Source organism: Erwinia sp. MYb375, assembly GCF_037479175.1.
In the GTDB taxonomy this organism is placed as follows: domain Bacteria; phylum Pseudomonadota; class Gammaproteobacteria; order Enterobacterales; family Enterobacteriaceae; genus Erwinia; species Erwinia rhapontici.
The window spans coordinates 131,189-153,299 of sequence record NZ_JBBGZS010000011.1 but is presented as its reverse complement, the minus strand read 5'-3'; the positions used below and the strand labels follow the sequence as shown (position 1 = coordinate 153,299).

Here is a 22,111-nt window from a genome sequence, read left to right as displayed (position 1 = left end):
CCAGGAATGAGGGCATCCATGGCTCAGGGTGGACCAAAACAGACGGTCTGCCCTGAGCCAGGCATCAGCGCTGACGGGCGCTTTTCACCCACAGCCACGAACCGTTGAGGGCGATTAATGTCAACAGGGCATATTCCAGCGCCATCGCATAAACCCCCTGGCGGGCGAAAATCATCACGCTGATCACGTTGATAATCACCCACAGCAGCCAGTTTTCGACATATTTACGTGTCATCAACACCATCGCCACAATCGACAGCACCATCATGCAGGAGTCCCAGAAGGGGAACGCATCCGGCTGTAGCTGCGGCATCACCACGTTCAGGCCCAGCCCCTGCATCAACGATACGGCGGTGTGCGTCAGGAAAGCAAACACCGGGTCGATATAGCGCGTCATCAGGGCAATCGCCACGACAATTGCCGCGCCCCAGCCGAGCAGTTTAGGCAGCGGCAGCCAGCGTATTTTCAGCGCCTGCTGATTATCACTGGTTTGCCGGCTCCAGGCGTACCATCCGTAAATATTGGCAACAAAGAAAAACAGTTGCAGCAGCAGGCTGGCATACAGCTGGATCTGGAAGAAGATCACCGCAAACAGGGTGACGTTTATCAGGCCAAACGCATAGTTAGCGATCTTTTCAAGGCTGGCAAGCCAGATACACAGCAGGCCCGCAATGGTACCGATCGCCTCGATCCATGACAGGTCGTACCCGCCCTGACCCAGAGGAATGTGAACCAGAATATTCGAGGTACTAAAAAAATCCATATTGAAATTCCTTCAATTTTATCGATTATGCGTTGCCCTTAATTTTTAATTTAAGGTCTGCGGCAAAGGTTAGCATACGATTCAGCGGGATCAATGCAGCTTCACGCAGCGCATCATCAACAAAAATTTCATGTTCACTCCCCCCCTGCTCCAGACCATCAGCAATCGCTTTCAGGCCGTTCATCGCCATCCACGGGCAGTGAGCGCAACTACGACAGGTGGCACCTTCGCCGGCCGTCGGCGCTTCCAGCAATTCTTTGTCCGGACACGCCTGCTGCATTTTATAAAAAATACCGCGATCGGTGGCGACGATCATCTGCTTATGCGGCATCGTCTGCGCAGCATGGATCAGCTGACTGGTAGAACCAACGGCATCGGCCAGATCGACGATCGCCTGCGGGGATTCAGGATGCACCAGCACCGCCGCCTCCGGGTAGAGCATCTTCATGCGCTGCAGTGCCTGCGTTTTAAACTCGTCATGAACGATACAGGCCGCCTGCCAGCAAATGACATCTGCGCCACTTTTTCGCGTGACATACTGTCCAAGATGGCGATCGGGCGCCCAGATTATTTTCTCTCCCAGACTGTCGAGATGCTCAATCAATTCCACGGCGATACTGGAGGTGACCACCCAGTCAGCACGGGCTTTTACCGCCGCAGAGGTATTGGCATACACCACCACGGTACGGTCAGGGTGGGCATCACAGAACTGGCTGAATTCTTCGATCGGGCAGCCCAGATCGAGTGAACACTCGGCCTGAAGAGTGGGCATGAGAATGGTTTTTTCCGGGCTGAGTATTTTGGCCGTTTCGCCCATAAAACGTACCCCGGCAACCAACAGAGTGGAAGCGGAGTGCTGGCTGCCAAAACGCGCCATTTCCAGAGAATCGGAGACGCAGCCACCGGTCTCTTCCGCCAGAGCCTGAATTTCCGGGTCGGTGTAATAATGAGCGACCATCACCGCATCACGCTCTTTCAGCAGGCGTTTGATTTTTTCACGGTAAAACTGTTTTTAATCAACAGATAAACGTGCCGGTTTGGGCGGAAAGGGATAAATAGCAGCTTCGGGATCGAACATCAGGCTCATAAGGCAACTCTCGTTTCTTCAACTTAACCGAATTAACGTAGAAGGCCCATATGGCGCCAACTCTACGGCTGGTTTGTTTTATATGCTAAACACGATAGCTGAAAAATGAACCGATGTCGCCGGATTTTTAACTTTTGCCTCAGGATGTGATGCCGATCGTCAAAGGGTCTCTTCCGCCCATAACCGCCCTCCTTCCAGACGCAGTAAAAAGGCTTTGGTCACCAGGCCACCGGCAAATCCGGTCAGTTTACCATTAGCCCCGATCACCCGGTGGCATGGGGCAATAATCGAGAGCGGATTTTTGCCATTCGCTGCGCCTACAGCACGCACAGCGGTGGGATTGCCGATCTGTTGGGCTATTTCCCCGTAGCTGCGCGTTTCACCAAAGGGGATAGTCACCAGCGCCGCCCAGACCTGCTTCTGGAACGCTGTGCCGATAAAATCCAGCGGCAAGCTGAACTGCTGGCGATGACCAGCAAAGTATTCGCGCAGTTGCCGTTCTGCTTCCTGCAGGGTTGCGTTCTGGGTGTCTTCCAGCTGAGGCCTGAAGCGCACACGTTTGGGGTCATCATTTTCCCAAAGAATAGCAGCGAGACCCTGTTCGCTTGCCACCAGTTTCAACTCACCAACCGGGGAGTGCATCATTTTGTAGTAGAAAGCCATCTTCCCTCTCCTTCTCTGTCTGGGGTACGCGCTATTATGCCCTGGGGATGGCATATCACTGGCCGCTTTCGGACATCAGTACAGAATAATATTGTGTCCGAAAACGGCGAGTACTGAATGCGCTAAACACCTAATCTGAAGTGAATTCTGTGCGACAGGACATAACGATGATTGACCCAATCTCAGCTTACCGCGCCCTCACCTCACGCGATGCGCGTTTTGACGGCATATTCTACGTGGGTGTGACCTCAACCGGCATTTATTGTCGTCCCGTTTGCCCGGTGAAGGCACCACGTGCGGAGAACTGCCTGTTTTTCGACAGCGCTGAAGCGGCAGAAAAAGCCACCTTTCGGCCCTGCCTCCGCTGCAGACCCGAGCTGGCTCCCGGCCATGCGCCCGTCGATCACAGTCAGCGTATTGCCGAACGGTTGATGCAGCGTATTGATGAAGGGATGATTGAGCAGGTCGATAGCCTGGAAGAGATTGCTGCCAGTTTTCATCTCAGCCTGCGTCAACTTCGCCGCATTGTTCATAAAGAGCTGGGCGTTTCGCCACAGGAGTTACGCCAGACCCGGCGATTGCTGCTGGCTAAACAGTTATTGAGCGAAACCCATTTACCCGTCACGCAAATTGCGTTTGCCAGTGGGTTTTCCAGCCTGCGTCGTTTTAACGCTGCGTTCAGCAGCCAGTATCGTATGCCCCCTACACATTTGCGTAAGAACATGAAGATCAGAGAGGGAGGCATCGACAGCAACGATACATCAACACTGCAACTGAGCTATCGCCCTCCTTATAACTGGGAGGCGATGCTGGCCTTCCTGCGCCGTCGTGCGCTACTGGGCGTAGAGAGTGTGGATAATAGCAGTTATGCCCGTACCGTGTGTCTGGGGACGCATCATGGCTGGATAAGAGTGACGCAGCAGGCAGAGAAAAATATGCTGCAGGTTGAGTTCACACATTCACTGAATGCCGTTTTGCCTGTGCTGTTACGCCGACTAAGAAATCTGTTTGACCTGAATGCCCGCCCTGACCTGATTGCAGAACACCTGGGACAGGACCCGTTGTTGCACGCCTCGGTGCTGGCGCATCCCGGATTACGGGTTCCCGGTGCGTTCGACGGTTTTGAGATGGCCGTGCGTGCGATTCTCGGCCAGCAGATCACCGTGAAAGCCGCTGCTACGTTGGGTGGACGCTTCGCCACCGCGTTGGGGGAAGAGATCACGACGCCTTTTGCAGAACTGACACGTCTTTCTCCCCAGCCAGCCCGGGTGGCGCAATGCAGTATTGATGAGATCGCCCGCCTGGGGATTGTCAGTGCCCGCACCCGCTGTATCCTGGCGCTGGCGGAACAGTGTGCTCTGGAGAAACTACAGCTGGATATCGTCAGCAACCCTGACGATACGATAGCGCAACTGTTAGCCTTGCCTGGCATTGGTGACTGGACGGCGAAATACCTCGCGATGCGCGCATTACGCTGGCCTGACGCGTTTCCGGCGGGAGATATTGTGTTACGCAATAATCTCGGGGGTCTTAGCGTTAAACAGGCGGAGGAGCGTTCACAAGCATGGCGTCCATGGCGCAGCTATGCGGTGATGCATATCTGGCACAGTGGGAAAATGGTATAGAGGAACGGGGCGACCGGACACTACACGAATCGCAGACAGCAAAAAGGCGCCTTTAGGGCGCCTTCTTACATTGGTGGGTCGTGCAGGATGACTCGGCTTCGCCTCGCCCTCCGGGTCGTTGCCTTTGGCAACGCTGTCTCACTGCGTTCGACTCGAACCTGCTGCAGGTTCTCACCCTACACGAATCGCAGACAGCAAAAAGGCGCCTTTAGGGCGCCTTCTTACATTGGTGGGTCGTGCAGGATTCGAACCTGCGACCAATTGATTAAAAGTCAACTGCTCTACCAACTGAGCTAACGACCCGATATGGTGGGTGATGACGGGCTCGAACCGCCGACCCCCTCCGTGTAAAGGAGATGCTCTACCAACTGAGCTAATCACCCATATCAGAACTGCTACGCATGTTTATCTCTTAAGAGATGGTGGGTCGTGCAGGATTCGAACCTGCGACCAATTGATTAAAAGTCAACTGCTCTACCAACTGAGCTAACGACCCGCAATGCGGTAAAACTGGACTACGCTATAACTTGCTACTTTGAAGTGGTGGGTCGTGCTGGATGACTTCGCCCTTCGGGCCGTTGCTGAAGCAACGTTGTCTCGCTTTCGCTCGACTCGAACCTTTACGGTTCTCATCCTCCACGGTTTACACCGCTGACTACTTTGAAGTGGTGGGTCGTGCAGGATTCGAACCTGCGACCAATTGATTAAAAGTCAACTGCTCTACCAACTGAGCTAACGACCCGATATGGTGGGTGATGACGGGCTCGAACCGCCGACCCCCTCCGTGTAAAGGAGATGCTCTACCAACTGAGCTAATCACCCATATCGAAACTTCAAAGCACGGTTTACACCGCTTAAAACTTAATAGTGGTGGGTCGTGCAGGATGACTTCGCCCTACGGGCCGTTGCTGAAGCAACGTTGTCTCGCTTTCGCTCGACTCGAACCTTTACGGTTCTCATCCTTCACGGTTTACACCGTTTAAAACTGAATAGTGGTGGGTCGTGCAGGATTCGAACCTGCGACCAATTGATTAAAAGTCAACTGCTCTACCAACTGAGCTAACGACCCACTTTTGTGCTGCTGGCGTCTCTTAACATATCCCCCGGCAACGGCGGCATATATTACTGATTTGAATTTCCAGCGCAACCACTATTTCAGGATAAGTCGTTCAACTGCTTAGCTTTCACGCGGTAAGACCATATTTCAGGCTAAAATCAGCTAAATCACACCAATCAGAGTGCCGCTGAGCGCTTTTGTGCCTGTTTTGCGGCTTCACTGTTAGGATACAGTTTGACCACCTGCTGATAGACCGCTTTGGCTTTCGCCTTGTCGCCTTTTTCCTGCATGATCACCCCCACCTTCAGCAGTGCATCTGCACTTTTAGGTGATTTTGGGTAATTTTTGACAACAGTTGCAAAATAAAACGCGGCATCGTCTTTTTTGCCTTTGTTGTAATTCAACTGACCGAGCCAATAGTTCGCGTTAGGCTGGAAAGTCGAATCCGGGTATTTCTTCACAAAGGACTGAAAAGCTGCGATAGCCTGATCGTACTGTTTTTTCTCCAGTACCAGCGCCACTGCTGCATTGTAATCAGTATTTGCATCCCCACTTTGGGTCGGGGCAGCAGCGGCAGCAGGAGCTGCTGCCGCTGCATTGCTGCCATCAGAGGACGTATCGGCGGCTGCCGCACCCGCACCTGACGCGGCCGCTGCACCGGCGTTTGCACCACCGCTGCTTAGACTGTCAATCTGCTGGTAAAGTCCTTTCTGACGCTCCACAACCTGATTCAGCTGATAGCTGTTTTCCTGAATTTGACCACGTAGGGAGTCAATATCATTTTGAGTTTCGGAAAGTTGCTGCTGAAGTTGCTGGAGGAGTTGCGCCTGAGCATTAGAAATACGCTCAAGTGTAGTGACACGGTCTTCAACCGAGCCGGAGCCAACGTTACTGATTGTTGCCTGGGCATTAGCGGCCCAGGGGGCCGCTACGCCAACCAGTAACGACAGACTCAACAGGTGAGTTCTGAAGCTACTAATCATGTGATTCTCTTAGTAAACCAGTACTGCACGACGGTTTTTAGCATAAGCTGATTCGTCGTGACCCAGTACTGCAGGTTTTTCTTTACCGTAAGAAACGATAGAGATCTGGTCAGCAGAAACGCCTTTACCCTGCAGGTACATTTTAACAGCTGAAGCACGACGTTCGCCCAGGGCGATGTTGTACTCAGGCGTACCGCGCTCATCCGCATGACCTTCTACGGTCACTTTGTATGATGGGTTGCTACGCAGGAAGTTAGCGTGCGCATCCAGCATCTGAGCGAAGTCAGAAGCGATGTCATACTTATCCAGACCGAAGTATACGATGTTGTTTTTCTGCAGTTCTTGCATCTGCAGACGTGCCTGCTCGTCAGAAGACATGTTACCGCTGTTCATGCCGCTGTTAGAACCGTCACCAAGACCGTTAGTCTGGTCGTTGTTGTTGTTCTTATGAGAGCTACATGCAGCCACTGCGATTACTGGCAGTGCCAGCATTAAGCCTTTCAGCACTTTGTTCAGTTGCATTATTTAATTCCTATTATAGTTTGCCATACATATTTACACATGCATCACAGATACGGCGACCAGGCAGGAAATTTGACCTGTCCATCAGTTGCCGGAAGACGCGCTTTGAAACGCCCATCCGTCGAAACCAACTGCAATACGGAACCCATACCCTGAGTAGAGCTATAGATTACCATTGTGCCGTTAGGTGCGAGACTTGGCGTCTCATCCAGGAACGTGTCCGTTAATTGTTGAACGGCTCCCGTTACCAGATCTTGTCGGGCGATGTGTTGAGCACCGCCATTGGTGCTGACCATCACCATTGATTTGCCATCAGAGCTGACGTCTGAGTCCTGGTTTTGAGAACCTTCCCAGGTAATACGTTGAGCTGTACCGCCGCTTGCGCTGATTTTATAAATTTGTGGACGACCTGCCTGATCGGAGGTGTAAGCCAGACTCTGGCTGTCCGGGAACCAGGTTGGTTCGGTGCTGTTATAACGACCATCAGTGATCTGACGAATCTGACCAGAACCAAGGTCCATCACGTACAGATTCAGGCTACCGGTTTTTGATAACGCAAATGCCAGTTTGCTGCCATCAGGAGAGAAAGCGGGTGCGCCGTTGTGACGTGGGAACGAAGCAACCTGCCTGATCGCGCCATTCGCCAGCGTCTGGATAACCAGTGCAGACTTACCGCTTTCAAAGGTCACGTAAGCCACTTTGCTACCATCTGGAGACCAGGCTGGTGACATCAGTGGTTCTGGTGAACGATGCACAACAAACTGGTTGTAACCATCGTAATCAGATACGCGCAGTTCATACGGGAATTGACCGCCGTTGGTCTGCACTACGTAAGCAATACGGGTACGGAATGCCCCTTTGATGCTGGTCAGTTTTTCAAAGCTTTCATCACTGGCCGTATGCGCGGCATAACGTAACCACTGTTTAGTCACTTTGAACTGATTCTGCGCCAGCACAGCACCAGGGTTAGCCGAGGTATCGACCAACTGGTAGGAAACTGTATAGCTGCCGTCAGCGCCTGGCTGAACCTGGCCTACCACGACGGCATCAATGCCCAGCGCGCTCCATGCAGCGGGCTGCACTTCGGCAGCAGAGGTTGGCTGCTGTGGTAAACGTGAACGATCGATTGGATTGAATTTACCGCTGTTACGCAAGTCGGCAGCAACAATGCCACCAATATCTTCCGGTGCGGCACCTGGACCATCCCATTTAAACGGCACAACGCCGATAGGACGTGCGGAATTCACACCCTGAGTAATTTCAATGCGAACTTCTGCATGCGCGACCGCGACAAACAGCATTAAAAAACTCAGCGCTACACGAAATGCCTGCTTCATTCTTTCTCCCTTATCCGGGCATAGCACCCACGATAATTAGCCTTGTATCAAGAAACCTAAGAGTACGGCATGCAAAACATAGTTCAACATGCCGCTGACGACCGAATTCTTACAGTTTAAACTCGACTGTCGCTTCTTTCACCGCCTGCCAGACATCCTGGGTTGGCGGTTTTGGAATTTTAGCAGTACGAGCAGCACTTAACGCGGCCTGACAGAGCGCAGCATCACCACCGGCCGTCGTTGCTGAAATCAGCAGCCCGTCCGGAGCCAGTTTGATGCGGATATCGCAGGTTTGCCCGGCGAAAGTATCCGCATTATACAATTTACTTTGAATCGCGCCTTTAACCTGTCCGAGATAACTGTCGATAGCAGCACCGGATGCACCTGATTTTTTCTGTGTACCCTGCCCCGCAGCACCACCGCCGCCAGCAGCATTTCCGGATTTCGGCGCATTTTTACCTGAGGTCAGGTCACCCAGCAAGTCACCGACATCACCTGACTCTTTCGCGGCTTCAGCTGCTGCTTTCTTCTTGGCTGCGGCATCGGCTTTGGCTTTCGCTGCGGCATCAGCTTTCGCTTTTGCAGCCGCTTCGGCTTTTTCTTTCGCGGCAGTCGCCGCTTTCTCTTTGGCTTCTTCTGCTGCTTTTTCTTTCGCCTCAGCCGCCGCCTGTGCTTTGGCTTCCTGAGCGGCAGCCTTAGCATCAGCGGCCGCTTTTGCCTCAGCGGTGGCTTTGGCTTTTGCATCCGCTGCCGCTTTCACTTTAGCGGCTTCTGCAGCGGCCTGTTTCGCTTCTGCTTCGGCTTCTTTCTTCGCATCAGCAGCCGCTTTTTTCGCTTCTTCTGCTGCTTTTTTCTGTGCATCAGCAGCAGACTTCGCCTGGGCATCCGCCTGAGCCTTCGCATCGGCTTTGGCTTTTGCCGCCGCGGCTTCAGCCTGTTTCTGCTCCTGCTGCGCCTGCTTCGCCGCATCCGCGGCTTGCTTCTGCTCGGCGGCCGTATCTGCCGCCTGCTGTTTGGCATCTTCCTGTGCCTGCAGACGTTCTTTCTCGATCTGTTTCAGCCTTTGCTGTTCTGCGGCCTGTTTCTGCTGCAACTCTTCCGCCTGCTGTTTAGCCTGCTTCTGACGTTGTTGCTCGGCGCGCTTGCTGTCGCTCTGCTGATTTTGCTGACGATTGTACTGTTCTACGACCGCGCCAGGATCGACCATGACTGCATCAATATCGCTACCGCCACCGCCGCCGCTGGCGTCGATGTTCTCGTCAAACGAGCTCCATACCAGCACGGCCACCAAAATAATGTGGAAGATGACTGATATTGTTATCGCTCGTTTTAACTTTTCGTCTTGCTCGGTTGCCTTCGACACTCTCGGTTCCCAAAAACGGTTCGAATGAATTAAATCGGCTGCGTCATTAATCCGACAGACTTCACGCCTGCCTGATGCAGCAAGTTCAGCGCCTTGATGATTTCCTCGTAAGGAACCTCTTTGGCCCCGCCAATCAGGAACACCGTTTTCGGGTTAGCCGTAATGCGACGCTGCGCTTCGGCCACCACTTGTTCCGCTGGCAACTGCTCCATCCGATCGTGATCGACCACCAGGCTGTACTGCCCGACACCCGCGACTTCAACAATCACAGGAGGATTATCATCGCTGGAGACGGTTTTAGAATCTGTAGCGTCCGGGAGATCAACTTCCACGCTTTGAGTGATGATCGGCGCCGTTGCCATGAAAATCAGCAACAGCACCAGCAGCACGTCCAGCAACGGAACAATATTGATCTCGGACTTGACGTCGCGGCGACCGCGACCACGCCTTCTGGCCATGCTAACCTCCGACTTACTTGCTTACGTCGCTAGAGAACGCCTGACGATGCAGGATAGCCGTGAACTCTTCCATAAAGTTGTCGTAGTTCTGCTCAAGTTTGTTCACACGCTGCGTCAGGCGGTTGTAAGCCATGACCGCAGGAATAGCCGCAAACAGACCAATTGCAGTCGCAATCAGTGCTTCAGCAATACCCGGTGCCACCATCTGTAAGGTGGCCTGTTTCACCGCGCCCAGCGCGATAAAGGCGTGCATAATCCCCCATACCGTACCAAACAGACCAATATAAGGACTGATGGAACCTACGGTACCCAGGAAAGGTATATGGTTTTCCAGCGCTTCCAGTTCACGGTTCATGGAAATACGCATGGCACGCGTCGCCCCCTCCACGACCGCTTCCGGCGCATGGTTGTTAGCACGATGCAGACGGGCAAACTCTTTAAAGCCCGCATAGAAAATCTGCTCAGAACCACCCAGCTCATCGCGACGGGCCTGGCTTTCCTGATAGAGACGAGACAGTTCGATACCGGACCAAAACTTATCTTCGAAGGCGTCTGCATCACGCGTGGCCGCATTCAAAATACGGGTACGCTGAATGATTACAGCCCAGGAGGCGATAGAAAATCCGATCAATATCAACATGATAAGTTTGACCAGAAGGCTCGCCTTCAGGAACAAATCAAGAATGTTCATGTCAGTCACTGCTTGAACTCCGCGACAATAGACTTGGGAAGCGCTATCGGCTTCATTAGATGTGGATTGATGCAGGCGATCAGGACCTCTGCTTCATTGAGCACACGGCCTTCTGCATTAACGATGCGTTGTGCGAATGTCATGGTCGTTCTGGTCATGCCAATGACCTCGCTTTGCACATCGAGCATATCGTCGAGGCGTGCAGCGGCAAGGTAATCAACCGTGATACGGCGCACAACAAAGGCCACCTGCTGTTCCAGCAGAACCTGTTGGTTGAAATGGCGCTGGCGCAGCATTTCAGTTCGTGCCCGTTCATAAAAAGCGACATAGCTGGCGTGGTAAACCACACCACCGGCATCGGTATCTTCGTAATAGACACGCACCGGCCATCGAAACAGCGTTGTACTCACTCTACATCCCGGTAATGCTAACGTTGGTACAGGAAAACGTTGCTACTATACGCAAGAGCTAACCTGTTGGGAATGGGTTGCCAGAGGCTGACGAAAATAATTATCGCGCGGTAACAACTTCACTAATTTCAGCACATTTGTTAGACAAATATTGACATAAACGCAGCTAAAAAAAGCTTCAGCGACATTCATTGTGGCGAGGGACGAAGAGGAAAACAGAGGGACCGATGAATCCGCCCCTCTGCACGATCAGAGGAAAAAAAAAACAACGCCACTCAAGGCAACTAACAAAGCGGGAAGCGGAGAGAAAAATCCACGCCAGCGTAGACGATGCGGGCGGAAGCCCACACCGTGAATCACGCCCGTGCAGACCGCCCACATCAGCAACAGCCCCTGCCAGATAGCCAGCTCACTGCTGTTCGCGGCAAAGCGCGCTGGGTTCCAGAATATGCATCCCGCCAGCACTAACGCAGCCATCAGGGAAAGGGCCCTCAGCAGGCCCTTGTCCATTAGTTGATAGAGACGAGCGATGCCCTCCCCCATCACAGTTCCTCTTTACTCGCGGCTGACGCTTCTGCTTGCTCAAGCGCCAGTGCAGTAATGATACCGAAGGCACAAGCCAGTAGCGTGCCAAGGATCCAGGCAAAATACCACATATGTTGCTCCTTCTTTAGTAGAGAGAATTGCTGTTATTCTCAATCTGTTCTTTCGTCACGCGACCGAACATTTTGTAGTAACACCAGGTTGTGTAAGCCAGGATAATCGGCACAAAGATAGCCGCCACCACGGTCATGACATTGAGTGTCAATACCGTCGACGTAGCATCCCACATGGTCAGGCTCACATTTGGTACGGTACTGGATGGCATAACAAACGGGAACATCGCAATACCGGCCGTCAGAATGACACAGGCCAGCGTCAGTGAAGAGAACAGGAATGCCCAGGCCCCTTTTTCAATTCGCGAGAAGAGAATAGTCAGTAACGGCAGTACCACACCCAGTGCCGGAATAGCCCAGAGAATCGGCGCGTTATTGAAGTTCACCATCCAGGCACCCGCCTGACGGCTGACTTCTTTCACCAGTGGATTAGACACACCGTTATGATCGAGTGCCGAGGTCACCACATAGCCATCAATGCCGTACACCACCCAGACACCTGCCAGCGCGAAGCAAACCATCATCACGGCAGCCGAAATCTGCGCGGTTTTACGGGTACGCAGATGCAGTTCGCCGACGGTACGCATCTGCAAATACGTTGCGCCCTGGGTCAGGATCATTGTCAGGCTGACAATTCCCGCCAGCAGACCAAACGGATTCAGTAGTTGGAAGAAGTTGCCGGTATAGAACAGGCGCAGATCGTTGTCGATGTGGAAAGGCACGCCTTGTAAAAGGTTACCAAAGGCGACACCAATAACCAGCGGCGGGACAAAACTACCGATGAAAATCGCCCAGTCCCACATACCGCGCCAGCGCATATCTTCAATCTTGGAGCGGTAATCAAACCCGACCGGACGGAAGAATAATGAGGCCAGCACCAGGATCATCGCCACATAAAAACCGGAAAACGCGGCGGCATAAACCATCGGCCAGGCAGCAAATAACGCACCACCTGCAGTGATTAGCCAGACCTGGTTGCCGTCCCAGTGTGGGGCAATGCTGTTGATCATAATACGGCGTTCAGTATCAGAACGCCCCAGGATGCGGGTCAGCATCCCTACGCCCATATCAAAACCGTCAGCGACCGCAAAACCGATCAGCAAAATGCCAATCAGCAACCACCAGAGAAAGCGCAATTCTTCATAAGTTAACATTTATGGACTCCTGTCTTAGCGTGCCGGCTGCGAGGCGATGCTGGACTGTTCATAGTGATAGCGTCCGGTCTTCAGACTGCTTGGACCCAGACGGGCAAACTTGAACATCAGGTACATTTCAGCCACCAGGAACAGCGTATACAGACCGCAAATCAACCCCATTGAGAACAGCAGGTCACCCACGGTCAGTGATGAGTTCGCCACGGCAGTAGGCAGCACTTCACCAATGGCCCAGGGTTGACGGCCGTATTCCGCGACAAACCAGCCTGATTCAATCGCAATCCACGGCAGCGGAATGCCGTATAGCGCGCATTTCAGCAGAAGTGGCCATTTACCAATGCGATTACGAATCACGGTCCAGAATGACAGTCCGATAATCAGTAACATCAGCACGCCACAGGCGACCATGATTCGGAAGGAGAAGTAGAGTGGAGCAACGCTGGGAATCGAATCTTTCGTAGCCTGCTGGATTTGAGCTTCGCTGGCATCCGCAACGTTCGGCGTGTAGCGTTTCAACAGCAAACCATAGCCAAGATCCTGTTTGGCCGCATTGAATGCGGTACGCACCGCGGGGTCCTGATTGCCGGTACGTAGCTCCTGCAACAGCTGGTAAGCCTTCATCCCGTTGCGAATGCGCACTTCATGCTGCGCCATCAGCTCTTTCAAGCCGGTGACCTGTTTGTCGACGGAACGGGTCGCGATCAAGCCCAGAGCCCAGGGGATCTGGATAGCATAGTTATTCTTCTGTGCTTCCTGGTCAGGGATACCGAACAGTGTAAAGGCGGCAGGCGCTGGCTGCGTTTCCCACTCGGCTTCAATCGCGGCAAGCTTGGTTTTCTGCACATCACCAATCTCATAGCCGGATTCATCACCCAGGACAATCACCGACAGAATAGCGGCCATACCAAAGCTGGCTGCAATCGCGAATGAACGCTTGGCAAAAGCGATATCACGGCCGCGCAGCAGGTAGTAAGCACTGATACCCAGAATAAACATCGCACCACAGGTATAACCTGCTGCCACGGTGTGCACGAATTTCACCTGTGCTACCGGGTTCAGTACCAGTTCGGAGAAGCTGACCATCTCCATACGCATCGTTTCGAAGTTAAACTCAGAGGCCACTGGATTCTGCATCCAGCCGTTTGCCACCAGAATCCACAGTGCGGAGAGGTTAGAACCGAGAGCCACCAACCAGGTCACGGCCATGTGCTGTACTTTCCCCAGCCTGTCCCAGCCGAAGAAGAACAGCCCGACAAAGGTCGACTCAAGGAAGAATGCCATCAGGCCTTCAATGGCCAGCGGGGCACCGAAGATATCACCCACATAGTGCGAGTAATAAGACCAGTTAGTGCCAAACTGAAACTCCATAGTAAGCCCGGTGGCAACACCCAGAGCAAAGTTAATACCAAATAACTTGCCCCAAAACTTGGTCATATCTTTGTAGATTTGTTTACCCGACAGCACATATACCGTTTCCATAATGGCCAGTAAAAACGCCATACCCAGCGTTAAAGGCACAAACAGAAAATGGTACATAGCAGTCAAAGCAAACTGTAATCGCGACAGTTCGACAATATCAAACATTTTGACTCCTTGCTCCGCAAGTGGGTTCCGACAGAAAAAACCTGAGTAAATTACTCAGAATTACCTGGAGATATCCCAATAAATAATAAAAAACTGAATCCTGTGAAGTGGTCTTTGAGATGCAAAAAACACCGTAATCCGTTGACCAAAAGGGTTAGTAAGCGCTTTTAAGATCCGAAAAGACATCCCGCGCTACATAATACGCCTTTATACACACAGGCTTAAAGTGGTTTTGTGACTTCAGTATTATTTTTAGCAGACTGTATCAAATTTCAAAGGAATAGCAGAAACAGCGCTGAATTGATGCAGCGCAATTTAAACTAAAAACACCAAAATACTCCAGCAATATACTCAATAAATAAGTCTGCTTTTATTGATCTAAATTAAGATCCACGTCTCACAGACTGTGGTAGCGGAAGGCGTTTGTTAAGTGTTTGTATGCATTAATAGAGGGAAGGTTAAAATAGAAGGGTAATAGCCTGGGAATTTAACGTTAAATAAAACACTCAGTATTTCATCACCATTTAACATTAATGCTCATAGTGGAAAAAGTGTGGCAGATGAAGATGAAAAAGGCCACTCTAAGGTGGCCTCTGTTTTTGCATTCTGATGCTGTTACTGTGGCAATACCGCTTTCACGGCCTCGCCGATGTCAGCCAGGCTACGGACGGTTTTCACGCCAGCCGCTTCCAGTGCAGCAAACTTCTCGTCTGCTGTGCCTTTACCGCCGGCAATGATGGCGCCCGCATGGCCCATACGTTTGCCCTTCGGTGCGGTCACACCGGCGATGTAACCGACAACTGGCTTGGTCACGTACTCTTTGATAAACGCCGCGGCTTCTTCTTCAGCGCTACCGCCGATTTCACCAATCATGACGATGGCTTCGGTCTGCGGATCATCCTGGAACAGTTTCAGGATGTCGATGAAGTTAGAGCCTGGGATTGGGTCACCGCCGATACCGACGCAAGTAGACTGGCCGTAACCGATGTCTGTAGTCTGCTTCACGGCTTCATAGGTCAGCGTACCTGAACGGGACACGATGCCAATGCGGCCTGGCTGGTGAATATGGCCAGGCATGATGCCGATCTTGCAGGCGCCTGGGGTGATGACACCCGGGCAGTTTGGACCGATCATACGCACACCGGCTTCATCCAGCTTCACTTTAACGGTCAGCATATCCAGCGTTGGAATGCCTTCAGTAATGGTGATAATAAGCTTAATGCCCGCTTCAATCGCTTCCAGGATGCCGTCTTTGCAGAACGGAGCCGGAACATAGATCACAGATGCTGTCGCACCTGTTGCTTCTACCGCTTCGCGTACAGTGTTAAATACTGGCAGACCCAGATGCTCAGTGCCGCCTTTGCCCGGCGTCACACCGCCAACCAGCTGCGTACCGTAGGCTAACGCCTGCTCGGAGTGGAAAGTCCCCTGACCACCGGTGAAGCCCTGGCAGATAACTTTGGTGTTTTTATCAATCAGAATAGACATTATTTACCCTCCGCTGCGGCAACAACACGGTGCGCCGCATCGCTCAGGCTGGTTGCTGCAATAATATTCAGGCCGCTGTCAGCCAGTTTTTTGGCACCCAACTCGGCATTATTCCCTTCCAGACGCACCACCACCGGCACGTTTACACCCACTTCTTCCACCGCACCGATAATGCCGTCAGCAATCAGGTCGCAGCGAACGATACCGCCGAAGATGTTAACGAAGACCGCTTTGACGGCATCATCTGACAGGATAATTTTAAAGGCTTCGGTCACGCGCTCTTTGGTCGCACCGCCACCAACATCAAGGAAGTTAGCTGGCTGGCCACCGCTCAGTTTTACGATGTCCATCGTACCCATCGCCAGACCCGCACCGTTGACCATACAGCCGATGTTACCTTCCAGCGCCACATAGTTGAGTTCCCACTGCGCCGCATGTGCTTCGCGCGAGTCTTCCTGGCTTGGGTCGCGCATTTCGCGCAGCTCTGGCTGACGGAACAAGGCGTTGCCGTCGGCCGTCAGCTTACCATCCAGGCAAACCAGGTCGCCCTGCTTGGTGATCACCAGCGGGTTGATCTCAACCAGCGCCAGATCACGCTCCAGGAACAGCGTTGCCAAACCCATAAAGATCTTGGTGAACTGACCAACCTGCTTACCAGTCAGACCCAGTTTAAACGCCAGCTCACGGCCCTGATAAGGCTGTGGCCCGGTGAGGGGATCCAGCGCCATTTTGTGAATCAGGTGCGGGGTTTCTTCCGCCACTTTCTCAATTTCCACGCCGCCTTCGGTTGACGCCATAAACACCACGCGACGGGTGCCACGGTCAACGACTGCGCCCAGGTACAGTTCCTGGTCGATATCGGTCGCGGATTCCACCAGAATCTGGTTAACCGGCTGGCCATGTGCGTCAGTCTGGTAGGTCACCAGACGTTTACCCAGCCAGTTTTCAGCGAAAGCACGGATCTCTTCTTTACTGTTAACCACTTTCACACCGCCCGCTTTACCGCGGCCACCGGCATGAACCTGACATTTCACTACCCACGGGCCGGCACCAATCTTAGAGGCGGCTTCTTCTGCTTCACGTGGCGTGGTGCAGGCATAACCGGTTGGTGCCGGTAAACCGTACCGTGCAAACAACTGTTTTGCCTGATATTCGTGTAAGTTCATGATGTTCTATCCATTCAGGTCTGAAAAGATTTAGCCGCCAGAAGCGGCTACACATAGGGTTGGGTACGACAGTACACTGCCGTACCCCAGGGTTTAGACATCCAGCAGCAGACGCGCCGGATCTTCCAGCAGCTCTTTAATCGCCACCAGATAGCCCACTGATTCGCGGCCATCGATCAGACGATGATCGTAAGAGAGTGCCAGATACATCATTGGCTGGATAACGACCTGGCCATTCACCGCCATTGGGCGATCTTTAATGGCATGCATACCCAGGATCGCGCTCTGCGGCGGGTTGATGATCGGGGTAGACATCAGGGAACCGAAAACACCCCCGTTAGTAATGGTGAAGTTACCGCCAGTCAGTTCGTCAACGGTCAACTTGCCGTCGCGCCCTTTCACTGCCAGCTCTTTAATTTTCTTCTCAATGTCAGCCATGCTTAATGCATCAACATCTTTCAGCACCGGAGTCACCAGGCCGCGCGGTGTGGAAACCGCAATGCTGACGTCGAAGTAGTTGTGATACACCACTTCTTCACCATCGATGGACGCATTCACTTCCGGATAGCGTTTCAACGCTTCAACAACGGCTTTGATGTAGAAGGACATAAAGCCCAGACGCACACCGTGACGTTTTTCGAAGGCATCACCATACTGCTTACGCAGTGCCATGATTGGCTGCATGTTGACTTCGTTGAACGTGGTCAGCATTGCCGTGCTGTTTTTCGCTTCCAGCAGACGTTCAGCCACACGCTTGCGCAGGCGCGTCATTGGCACACGCTTCTCGCTGCGGTTGCCCAGAGAAGCAGCCGGTGCGGCGGTAGCAGCAGGTGCCGCTTTCGCTTCAGCAGCTTTCGCCGGGGCATTTGCCAGATGTTTTTCCACATCTTCACGGGAGATACGTCCACCCACACCGCTGCCTTTGATAGCAGCGGGGTCAAGGCTATGCTCGGCAATCAGACGGCGAATGGCCGGGCTGAGTGCATCGTTGCTTTCTTCTTCAAGCGAAGCCGTCTGGCGCTGCGCAGGCGTCGATTCTTTAGATTCCGATTTCGCTGAGGTCTCCTTACCGCCACTGTTGCCTTCTTTCAGACGGCCCAGCGCCTGACGAGAAACGACGGTTGCGCCTTCCTCTTCAAGGATCGCTTCCAGCACCCCATCGGTTGAAGCCGGGACTTCCAGAATCACTTTATCAGTTTCAATTTCTACCAGCACTTCGTCACGTTTGACGCTGTCGCCAGGTTTTTTATGCCAGGTTGCTACAGTGGCATCTGCCACGGATTCAGGCAGGTCAGGAACAACGATATCTACGCTACTCATTCTTTTTCCTTAATTATTCAACGTTCAGCGCGTCATTAACCAGATCTTGCTGCTGCTGCTGGTGAACGGACATATAGCCAACTGCCGGTGATGCAGATGCAGGACGACCGGCATAACGTAATGAAGCCCCAAACGGCACGACTTCGCGGAAGTGATGCTGACTGCAATACCATGCACCCTGGTTCAGTGGCTCTTCCTGACACCAGACAAAATCATGCACGTGAGAATACTGCTGCAACACATCCTGCACCGCTTTGTGTGGGAACGGATAAAGCTGCTCAATACGCACGATAGCGACGTCGGTTTGCTCATTCTTACGACGTTTATCCAGCAGGTCGTAATACACCTTACCGGAACACAGTACGACACGTTTGACGCCTTTAGGGTCGAGATTGTCGATTTCACCAATGGCAGGCAGGAACGCACCGCTGGCCAACTCTTCCAGTGAAGATACCGCCTGCGGATGACGTAACAGTGACTTCGGTGACATCACCACCAGCGGACGGCGCATACCGCGCAGCGCCTGACGACGCAGCATGTGGTAAACCTGCGCTGGCGTAGACGGCACGCAAACCTGCATGTTCTGTTCTGCACAAAGCTGCAGATAGCGCTCCAGGCGCGCTGAGGAGTGCTCAGGGCCCTGACCTTCATAGCCATGTGGCAGAAGCATCACCAGGCCACACATACGGCCCCATTTCTGCTCGCCGGAGCTAATGAACTGATCAATCACGACCTGCGCACCATTGGCGAAGTCACCGAACTGCGCTTCCCAGATGGTGAGGGTACGTGGTTCTGCGGTGGCGTAGCCATATTCAAACGCCAGCACGGCTTCTTCAGACAGCACGGAGTCCCATACTTTGAAGATGCCCTGCCCGTTATGCACATGCTGCAACGGGGTATAGGTTGAGCCATTTGCCTGGTTATGGATCACCGCATGACGGTGGAAGAAGGTGCCGCGCCCCATATCCTCACCGGACAGACGGCAGGGAATGCCTTCATCAACCAGCGTGGCATAGGCGAGGTTTTCTGCTGCACCCCAGTCGAACGGTTTGTTACCGGCCGCCATTTCAGCGCGATCGTTGTAGATCTTCGCCACACGGGACTGCATTTCAACAGATTCCGGTACCGTGCTGATACGTTTTGCCAGTGCCTGCAAACGCTTCAGTTCGATAGATTCCGGGTAGCCTTCATCCCAGTCGTGGTTCAGATACGGCGACCACGTAAAGGAGTGCAGGCTCATTGGGCGCCATTCCGGTACCACGCACTCACCGGCATCCAGTGCATCACGGTACAGGTTGACCATTTCCGTGGCATCTTCCAGGCTGGCGACCTTTTCGACTTCCAGCTTGTCAGCATAGAGTTTACGCGGCGTTGGATGTTTCTTGATCTTCTGGTACATCACAGGCTGCGTGGCGCTTGGCTCATCCGCTTCGTTATGGCCATGACGGCGATAACAGACCAGGTCAATAAACACGTCGCGTTTAAAGGTGTTACGGAAATCCAACGCCAGACGGGTGACAAAGGCAACCGCTTCCGGGTCATCCGCATTGACGTGGAAGATCGGGGCCAGCACCATTTTACCAATATCAGTACAGTACTGAGTTGAACGTGCATCTTTAGGATTCGAGGTGGTGAAACCAATCTGGTTGTTGATCACGATACGTACTGTACCGCCCACTTCGTAACCCCTGGCCTGCGACATGTTCAGGGTTTCCTGCACCACACCCTGCCCGATAACGGCAGCATCACCATGAATAGTGATAGGTAAGACTTTATTGCTGGCAGGTTCATCAAGACGGTCAAGACGGGCGCGTACCGATCCCATGACAACCGGGCTGACGATCTCAAGATGTGACGGGTTAAACGCTAGCGCCAGGTGAACCATGCCGCCTTCAGTTTCCACATCCGATGAGAAGCCCATATGGTACTTCACGTCACCCGTGCCAAGATGCTCTTTATGCTTACCAGAGAATTCGTCGAACAGGTCCTGTGGCTTTTTGCCCAGCACGTTGATCAGCACGTTCAGACGGCCGCGGTGTGCCATACCCAGCACCACTTCGCGCGTACCGCTCTTACCGGCATGACGAATCATCTCATTCAGCATCGGCACCAGCGCGTCACCGCCTTCCAGTGAGAAGCGTTTAGCACCCGGGAATTTTGCTCCCAGATAGCGCTCCAGACCTTCTGCTGCAGTCAGCTGCTTGAGGAAGCCCTTTTTCTCTTCGACAGAGTAAGATGCCTGCCCCACCACCGATTCCAGACGCTGTTGGATCCAGCGTTTTTCTTCGGTGTTGGTCATGTGCATATATTCCGCACCGATCGAACCGCAATAGGTTTGCTGCAGTGCCGCAAACAGATCCGCCAGCTTCAGTGTCTCTTTACCAATGGCAAAGGAACCGACATTGAAACTTTCCTGGAAATCGGCTTCGCTCAGACCATGATAGGCTGGGTCAAGATCCGGTACAGCTTCCTGCTTCCACAGGCCTAACGGGTCGAGGTTTGCTTGCTGATGTCCGCGGAAACGGAAGGCGTTGATCAGTTGCAGTACCTTAACCTGTTTAGCATTGGTTTCAGGATCGCTGACGGAGGCGGTGTAGCGCGAAGCATCTTTCGCCAGACGGCGGAAATACTCGCGGGTGGTGGAGTGAAATTGCTCAGGTCTAACCCCAGTTCCAGGAAGCTGCTGGAAAAGAGACTTCCAGGCCACATCGACAGAGTCAGGATCGGTTAAAAAGTCCTCATAGAGCTGCTCTATGTAGGACTGGTTCGCGCCGGCCAGCCAGGAGGAGTCCAGCCAGGGTTTCATCGCGCTGTTCTGCATTGTGATCCCTTAAGCATATTTGTGCTTTTTTTTTCGCCGTGGTTGGTTAATGGAACCTTTGCAAGTCCCGCGCCGCGTTAACGGCTTACCGTGGTACGGTTCTTCGATACGAGCGACCGGCCCGTAAGGGAACCTTTGCAAAGGGTTTCCGACAACATTACTCTGCCGAAAACACCTTACAAAGATGACCTGGTAAAACGCCGGGAACCCGCAGGCTCCCGGTTCGTCAGTGTTAAGCGCCCCGCTGCAACAGCATCGACTTAATATGGCCGATAGCACGCGTTGGGTTTAGCCCTTTCGGACATACGCTCACACAGTTCATAATACTGTGACAGCGGAATACACTGAAAGCATCGTTCAGATTATCCAGACGTGCATCCGTTTCGGTGTCACGGCTATCAATCAGGAAGCGATATGCCGCCAACAAACCTGCCGGACCGATAAATTTGTCCGGGTTCCACCAGAATGACGGGCATGAGGTGGAGCAACAGGCGCAAAGAATACATTCGTACAGACCATCCAGTTTTTCACGCTGTTCCGGTTCCTGGAGATGCTCCCTTGCTGGCGGTTTTTGCCCATTATTCAACAGGTAAGGCTTAATCTTCTCATACTGAGCATAGAATTGCCCCATGTCCACCACCAAATCGCGAATCACCGGTAAACCGGGCAGCGGGCGGATCACAATTTTCTGTTTACCATTACCCAGCGCAGAAACGGGGGTAATGCAGGCAAGGCCATTTTTACCGTTCATATTGAGACCGTCAGAGCCACACACCCCTTCACGGCAAGAGCGGCGAAAGGCTAACGTCGGGTCTTTCTCTTTCAGACGCATCAGCGCGTCAAGCAACATCATGTCACGGCCGTCTTCTGACTCCAGCGTGTATTACTGCATACGCGGAGCATCATCGACATCCGGATTGTAACGATAGATGGAAAATTCGAGTCTCATGGTGTTATCTCCGC

18 protein-coding genes, 6 tRNA genes, 3 other RNA genes and 2 pseudogenes are annotated in these 22,111 nt (G+C 52.9%); 1 reads left to right on the top strand and 28 read right to left on the bottom strand.

The window, feature by feature from the left end; genetic code table 11:
* Positions 1-64 precede the first annotated feature (64 nt).
* The 3 genes and pseudogenes from pnuC to WH279_RS03205 all read right to left on the bottom strand — a co-directional run bounded on the left by pnuC (position 65) and on the right by WH279_RS03205 (position 2,513).
* Complete coding sequence (gene pnuC, locus WH279_RS03215; protein ID WP_339454989.1) at positions 65-763, bottom strand: nicotinamide riboside transporter PnuC; 699 nt, start codon at positions 761-763, stop codon at positions 65-67.
* Positions 764-788: 25 nt separating this feature from the next.
* Positions 789-1,850, bottom strand: a pseudogene (gene nadA, locus WH279_RS03210) (quinolinate synthase NadA).
* A gap of 159 nt (positions 1,851-2,009) precedes the next feature.
* On the bottom strand, positions 2,010-2,513 hold the full coding sequence (locus WH279_RS03205) for a methylated-DNA--[protein]-cysteine S-methyltransferase (protein WP_339454988.1): 504 nt from the start codon (positions 2,511-2,513) through the stop codon (positions 2,010-2,012).
* 167 nt (positions 2,514-2,680) lie between these two features.
* Here WH279_RS03205 and WH279_RS03200 point away from each other — a divergent pair, with 167 nt between their 5' ends.
* A complete protein-coding gene (locus WH279_RS03200) occupies positions 2,681-4,138 on the top strand; it encodes an AlkA N-terminal domain-containing protein (RefSeq protein WP_339454987.1) in 1,458 nt (485 codons plus the stop codon).
* 71 nt (positions 4,139-4,209) lie between these two features.
* On the opposite strand, the gene WH279_RS03195 is transcribed toward WH279_RS03200, so the two are convergent.
* The 25 genes and pseudogenes from WH279_RS03195 to WH279_RS03075 all read right to left on the bottom strand — a co-directional run bounded on the left by WH279_RS03195 (position 4,210) and on the right by WH279_RS03075 (position 22,097).
* A non-coding RNA gene (locus WH279_RS03195) (RtT sRNA) lies at positions 4,210-4,334 on the bottom strand.
* A gap of 31 nt (positions 4,335-4,365) precedes the next feature.
* Positions 4,366-4,441: transfer RNA gene (locus WH279_RS03190), tRNA-Lys, on the bottom strand.
* A 4-nt stretch (positions 4,442-4,445) separates the two neighbouring features.
* Positions 4,446-4,521 (bottom strand) — tRNA-Val (locus tag WH279_RS03185).
* 37 nt (positions 4,522-4,558) lie between these two features.
* Positions 4,559-4,634: transfer RNA gene (locus WH279_RS03180), tRNA-Lys, on the bottom strand.
* A 45-nt stretch (positions 4,635-4,679) separates the two neighbouring features.
* Positions 4,680-4,792: non-coding RNA, RtT sRNA (locus tag WH279_RS03175), on the bottom strand.
* A gap of 12 nt (positions 4,793-4,804) precedes the next feature.
* Positions 4,805-4,880 (bottom strand) — tRNA-Lys (locus WH279_RS03170).
* A 4-nt stretch (positions 4,881-4,884) separates the two neighbouring features.
* A tRNA-Val gene (locus WH279_RS03165) sits at positions 4,885-4,960 on the bottom strand.
* A gap of 46 nt (positions 4,961-5,006) precedes the next feature.
* Positions 5,007-5,119: non-coding RNA, RtT sRNA (locus tag WH279_RS03160), on the bottom strand.
* 12 nt (positions 5,120-5,131) lie between these two features.
* A tRNA-Lys gene (locus WH279_RS03155) sits at positions 5,132-5,207 on the bottom strand.
* A gap of 164 nt (positions 5,208-5,371) precedes the next feature.
* Entirely contained in the window at positions 5,372-6,178 is an 807-nt protein-coding gene (cpoB, locus tag WH279_RS03150) for a cell division protein CpoB (protein WP_159337428.1), read from the bottom strand.
* Between the two features lie 9 nt (positions 6,179-6,187).
* Positions 6,188-6,700, bottom strand: coding sequence for a peptidoglycan-associated lipoprotein Pal (gene pal / locus WH279_RS03145; protein WP_133845490.1), 513 nt, complete (start codon positions 6,698-6,700; stop codon positions 6,188-6,190).
* A 44-nt stretch (positions 6,701-6,744) separates the two neighbouring features.
* Entirely contained in the window at positions 6,745-8,037 is a 1,293-nt protein-coding gene (tolB, locus tag WH279_RS03140; RefSeq protein ID WP_200641585.1) for a Tol-Pal system beta propeller repeat protein TolB, read from the bottom strand.
* A 109-nt stretch (positions 8,038-8,146) separates the two neighbouring features.
* Positions 8,147-9,400, bottom strand: coding sequence for a cell envelope integrity protein TolA (gene tolA, locus WH279_RS03135; RefSeq protein WP_339454986.1), 1,254 nt, complete (start codon positions 9,398-9,400; stop codon positions 8,147-8,149).
* A gap of 29 nt (positions 9,401-9,429) precedes the next feature.
* Entirely contained in the window at positions 9,430-9,858 is a 429-nt protein-coding gene (gene tolR / locus WH279_RS03130) for a colicin uptake protein TolR (protein ID WP_062748479.1), read from the bottom strand.
* Positions 9,859-9,871: 13 nt separating this feature from the next.
* Entirely contained in the window at positions 9,872-10,549 is a 678-nt protein-coding gene (gene tolQ / locus WH279_RS03125) for a Tol-Pal system protein TolQ (protein WP_171148735.1), read from the bottom strand.
* A gap of 5 nt (positions 10,550-10,554) precedes the next feature.
* Positions 10,555-10,959 (bottom strand): tol-pal system-associated acyl-CoA thioesterase, encoded by a 405-nt coding sequence (gene ybgC, locus WH279_RS03120; RefSeq protein ID WP_133845496.1) that lies wholly within the window; start codon positions 10,957-10,959, stop codon positions 10,555-10,557.
* Positions 10,960-11,208: 249 nt separating this feature from the next.
* Positions 11,209-11,502 (bottom strand): cyd operon protein YbgE, encoded by a 294-nt coding sequence (gene ybgE / locus WH279_RS03115; RefSeq protein ID WP_339454985.1) that lies wholly within the window; start codon positions 11,500-11,502, stop codon positions 11,209-11,211.
* Entirely contained in the window at positions 11,502-11,615 is a 114-nt protein-coding gene (cydX, locus tag WH279_RS03110; protein WP_133845500.1) for a cytochrome bd-I oxidase subunit CydX, read from the bottom strand. The genes ybgE and cydX overlap by 1 nt, the downstream gene beginning before the upstream one ends.
* 14 nt (positions 11,616-11,629) lie before the next feature.
* Positions 11,630-12,769 carry a cytochrome d ubiquinol oxidase subunit II gene (cydB, locus tag WH279_RS03105; RefSeq protein ID WP_339454984.1) on the bottom strand — a complete coding sequence of 380 codons (1,140 nt, stop codon included), beginning with the start codon at positions 12,767-12,769 and terminating at the stop codon, positions 11,630-11,632.
* 15 nt (positions 12,770-12,784) lie between these two features.
* Positions 12,785-14,353 carry a cytochrome ubiquinol oxidase subunit I gene (cydA, locus tag WH279_RS03100; protein ID WP_339454983.1) on the bottom strand — a complete coding sequence of 523 codons (1,569 nt, stop codon included), beginning with the start codon at positions 14,351-14,353 and terminating at the stop codon, positions 12,785-12,787.
* Between the two features lie 615 nt (positions 14,354-14,968).
* The gene (gene sucD, locus WH279_RS03095; RefSeq protein WP_062748464.1) at positions 14,969-15,841 is read right to left on the bottom strand and encodes a succinate--CoA ligase subunit alpha; all 873 of its coding nucleotides are present in this window, start codon (positions 15,839-15,841) and stop codon (positions 14,969-14,971) included.
* On the bottom strand, positions 15,841-17,007 hold the full coding sequence (gene sucC / locus WH279_RS03090) for an ADP-forming succinate--CoA ligase subunit beta (protein ID WP_062748462.1): 1,167 nt from the start codon (positions 17,005-17,007) through the stop codon (positions 15,841-15,843). Before sucC ends, sucD begins: the two co-directional genes overlap by 1 nt.
* Before the next feature lie 93 nt (positions 17,008-17,100).
* On the bottom strand, positions 17,101-18,327 hold the full coding sequence (odhB, locus tag WH279_RS03085; RefSeq protein WP_339454982.1) for a 2-oxoglutarate dehydrogenase complex dihydrolipoyllysine-residue succinyltransferase: 1,227 nt from the start codon (positions 18,325-18,327) through the stop codon (positions 17,101-17,103).
* A gap of 13 nt (positions 18,328-18,340) precedes the next feature.
* Positions 18,341-21,148 carry a 2-oxoglutarate dehydrogenase E1 component gene (sucA, locus tag WH279_RS03080; RefSeq protein ID WP_339454981.1) on the bottom strand — a complete coding sequence of 936 codons (2,808 nt, stop codon included), beginning with the start codon at positions 21,146-21,148 and terminating at the stop codon, positions 18,341-18,343.
* 232 nt (positions 21,149-21,380) lie between these two features.
* Positions 21,381-22,097: pseudogene (locus WH279_RS03075) on the bottom strand (succinate dehydrogenase iron-sulfur subunit).
* Positions 22,098-22,111 lie beyond the last annotated feature (14 nt).

What these genes read in the sequence shown, in the direction of transcription:
- pnuC (WP_339454989.1), bottom strand. Translation starts at nt 763, where the DNA reads ATGGATTTTTTTAGTACCTCGAATATTCTGGTTCACATTCCTCTGGGT.
- WH279_RS03205 (WP_339454988.1), bottom strand. Translation starts at nt 2,513, where the DNA reads ATGGCTTTCTACTACAAAATGATGCACTCCCCGGTTGGTGAGTTGAAA.
- WH279_RS03200 (WP_339454987.1), top strand. Translation starts at nt 2,681, where the DNA reads ATGATTGACCCAATCTCAGCTTACCGCGCCCTCACCTCACGCGATGCG.
- cpoB (WP_159337428.1), bottom strand. Translation starts at nt 6,178, where the DNA reads ATGATTAGTAGCTTCAGAACTCACCTGTTGAGTCTGTCGTTACTGGTT.
- pal (WP_133845490.1), bottom strand. Translation starts at nt 6,700, where the DNA reads ATGCAACTGAACAAAGTGCTGAAAGGCTTAATGCTGGCACTGCCAGTA.
- tolB (WP_200641585.1), bottom strand. Translation starts at nt 8,037, where the DNA reads ATGAAGCAGGCATTTCGTGTAGCGCTGAGTTTTTTAATGCTGTTTGTC.
- tolR (WP_062748479.1), bottom strand. Translation starts at nt 9,858, where the DNA reads ATGGCCAGAAGGCGTGGTCGCGGTCGCCGCGACGTCAAGTCCGAGATC.
- tolQ (WP_171148735.1), bottom strand. Translation starts at nt 10,549, where the DNA reads ATGAACATTCTTGATTTGTTCCTGAAGGCGAGCCTTCTGGTCAAACTT.
- ybgE (WP_339454985.1), bottom strand. Translation starts at nt 11,502, where the DNA reads ATGGGGGAGGGCATCGCTCGTCTCTATCAACTAATGGACAAGGGCCTG.
- cydX (WP_133845500.1), bottom strand. Translation starts at nt 11,615, where the DNA reads ATGTGGTATTTTGCCTGGATCCTTGGCACGCTACTGGCTTGTGCCTTC.
- cydB (WP_339454984.1), bottom strand. Translation starts at nt 12,769, where the DNA reads ATGTTAACTTATGAAGAATTGCGCTTTCTCTGGTGGTTGCTGATTGGC.
- cydA (WP_339454983.1), bottom strand. Translation starts at nt 14,353, where the DNA reads ATGTTTGATATTGTCGAACTGTCGCGATTACAGTTTGCTTTGACTGCT.
- sucD (WP_062748464.1), bottom strand. Translation starts at nt 15,841, where the DNA reads ATGTCTATTCTGATTGATAAAAACACCAAAGTTATCTGCCAGGGCTTC.
- sucC (WP_062748462.1), bottom strand. Translation starts at nt 17,007, where the DNA reads ATGAACTTACACGAATATCAGGCAAAACAGTTGTTTGCACGGTACGGT.
- odhB (WP_339454982.1), bottom strand. Translation starts at nt 18,327, where the DNA reads ATGAGTAGCGTAGATATCGTTGTTCCTGACCTGCCTGAATCCGTGGCA.
- sucA (WP_339454981.1), bottom strand. Translation starts at nt 21,148, where the DNA reads ATGCAGAACAGCGCGATGAAACCCTGGCTGGACTCCTCCTGGCTGGCC.